The following is a 2,224-nucleotide window of genomic DNA, read 5'->3' as shown; positions in this document are numbered from 1 at the left end:
GCCGGACGGAAGTCCGCAGCGTGGCCGGGGTCTGATAACTGGTGTCATCGATAAGGAAGCGGTTTTCCCACTGCGACAGCATTCCCACCGCGCCACACACCAGTTCAAGGTCATGACTGGTCAGATTGCCGCTGCGCAGACGGGTCAGCGGAACCCTCGCCAGGATGGACATCAGGCGAAGCATCAGCTGTGCTGCGGGCATCTCCATACTGTAGAACTGGACCGTTCTGTCCACAGGACATCCGTACAGCGCCGCCAGCGCATGCCTGACCGCCAGGGCGGTTTTACCCATGGACGGACGGGCGCCAATCAGTATCAGATTACCGTCCTGCCAGCCGCAGGTTTTTGCATCCAGCTCCGCAAATCCCGTGGGAACCCCCGTCACGCCAGCCCCGCCCGCCACCGACTCCAGCCAGGTCATCACATCCGATGCCTGCGTGGTGATACTCAGACAGGCCTGCAGTACATTCTGCTGCGCCAGGTTAAACAATTCTTTCTCGCCCTGCTCAACCAGTGAGTCCGTAACCTGCTTCAGGGTGGATATGCCCCTACCATCGGATGGCTGAAGCAGGGCAGCCTGCTGGTAAAGGGAACTTCCCAGCTTCATCAGCTGGCGTGCCCGGCTGCACTCCCTGACAATTTCAGCGTAGGCCACGATATTGGCGGCACTGGGCGTGTTTTTGGACATTTCTGCCAGATAAGCAAAACCCCCGCACCGCTCCAGCAGTCCCCGCCGCTCCAGGGACTCCGAGAGTGTAATCAGGTCAATGGGATACCCCGCGCTGACCAGACGCTCTATCTCACGGTAAATAACCTGGTTGACGGAAAGATAAAAATCGGTCGGTATCAGGAGAGGAGCCACCTCATCCCAGCGGTCATTGTCCAGCATCAGCCCGCCGAGCACGCTGGTCTCCGCGCCCTGATGGTATGGCACATCACGATGCGGCTTCGTTCTTTTGACGTCAGCCATTCACCACCTCCGCCGCTACTTCACGTGGACAGGCAAGGAATGCATCCAGCAGACGCCGGTGCATACGCGGAGACACCAGAAACAGCGGCATGTCAGACAACGGCAGATATGACACGCTATCACGCCGCTCATGGTCATACGTCCACATGACCTCAAAGAGCCGCATGTCATCCCGCAGGCTCCCCGTTTCAGGAGCGTGGCGGACCGGGGTTCCGGCCTGCTCATCCAGCTTCCGGTGGTATTCGTACTCCGACAGCAGGTTGTGGTAAATCACCGTGGATTCAGGCACACCCCAGATATCAGCCAGCAACGCGACCAGACACGCGCCGGCATCATCATTATGGTCAGCCTCAAAAAACACCCGTTTTTCATCAAAACCCCGGTGCCGGGAGGCAGCGCAGGAGCAGACTGCACGATAAAGAATTCGCATTTTCCACCTCACACATTCCGGACAATGTAAAAAACGGCAAAAAATGACGAAAAAGGTGCCGGACCCGCCACTGCAGTACGTACCATCCCGTTCACTGACAGTACATTTTCCAACCACAATGTTTGCAGACACCGGTCAGTACGTTCCGTCAGCAACATCACGTTCATCAACACAAGGAACAAAATATGATTACTGATGAAAATTCTCAGGATAACCGCATGCAGCAGGGGTCCGACAAATCCGGAACAACCAGCCAGGTTGCGAAATACTACGAAGACCGGAAAGCAGGCGCGCTGTCTTCTGAAGATACTGAGCGTTGCCAGACTTTTTTCGATAAATGTACAGCGGCATTTCCCGGAACCAGCCGGGAACTTGCGTACAGTCTTTGTTGTCCGGGAGAATGGCTGATAAAAAACCGCCACTGATAAATGTGATGATGCTTTTGACTGATTAATCATGTTGTTCTGCATGGCGTGATACCTCACTCAGCATCATCGGTCAGCGGATGACTCAGGAAAGATTCGCATGACGAACACACGCCCAGCCCGGTTTCATAATTCACCTTCAGCCAGTGGCAGGGCTCACGGAATTCATTCACACAGGCGTTATTATCAATACAGCCACATCCGACACAGACAGCTTCCTGAACTGCGGGGACGTCTGTCACAGCATCAGTACCGGCAACTGCATCGGCAGTACCATTCATGCCGGGTCTTCGGCGAAGAACATCATCAAACAGCGCTTTCCACTGCGGGAACAGTTCACAGGCCAGATGGTGAATTGTTTCCGCCGCCGGTAACGACTTACGGTCAGTGGTGTATTCA

Annotated in this window: 3 protein-coding genes and 1 pseudogene; 1 reads left to right on the top strand and 3 read right to left on the bottom strand. The window is 55.3% G+C overall.

Annotated features, from left to right (window positions below; translation table 11 throughout):
- A partial coding sequence (locus BZK42_RS27695; protein WP_080861540.1) for a DnaB-like helicase N-terminal domain-containing protein occupies window positions 1-970 on the bottom strand: 970 nt, incomplete at its 3' end.
- Complete coding sequence (locus tag BZK42_RS27690; RefSeq protein WP_080861537.1) at window positions 963-1,400, bottom strand: hypothetical protein; 438 nt, start codon at window positions 1,398-1,400, stop codon at window positions 963-965. The genes BZK42_RS27690 and BZK42_RS27695, both read right to left, overlap by 8 nt.
- Before the next feature lie 185 nt (window positions 1,401-1,585).
- Here BZK42_RS27690 and BZK42_RS28660 point away from each other — a divergent pair, with 185 nt between their 5' ends.
- Window positions 1,586-1,825 (top strand): hypothetical protein, encoded by a 240-nt coding sequence (locus BZK42_RS28660; protein WP_143329775.1) that lies wholly within the window; start codon window positions 1,586-1,588, stop codon window positions 1,823-1,825.
- Between the two features lie 56 nt (window positions 1,826-1,881).
- Here BZK42_RS28660 and BZK42_RS29455 read toward each other — a convergent pair.
- Window positions 1,882-2,224, bottom strand: a pseudogene (locus BZK42_RS29455) (hypothetical protein); the annotation flags it as partial.

Origin of the sequence: Citrobacter braakii (assembly GCF_002075345.1) — a bacterium.
In the GTDB taxonomy this organism is placed as follows: domain Bacteria; phylum Pseudomonadota; class Gammaproteobacteria; order Enterobacterales; family Enterobacteriaceae; genus Citrobacter; species Citrobacter braakii.
The sequence above is the reverse complement of the archived record's forward strand: the minus strand, read 5'-3'. Positions and strand labels throughout refer to the sequence as shown.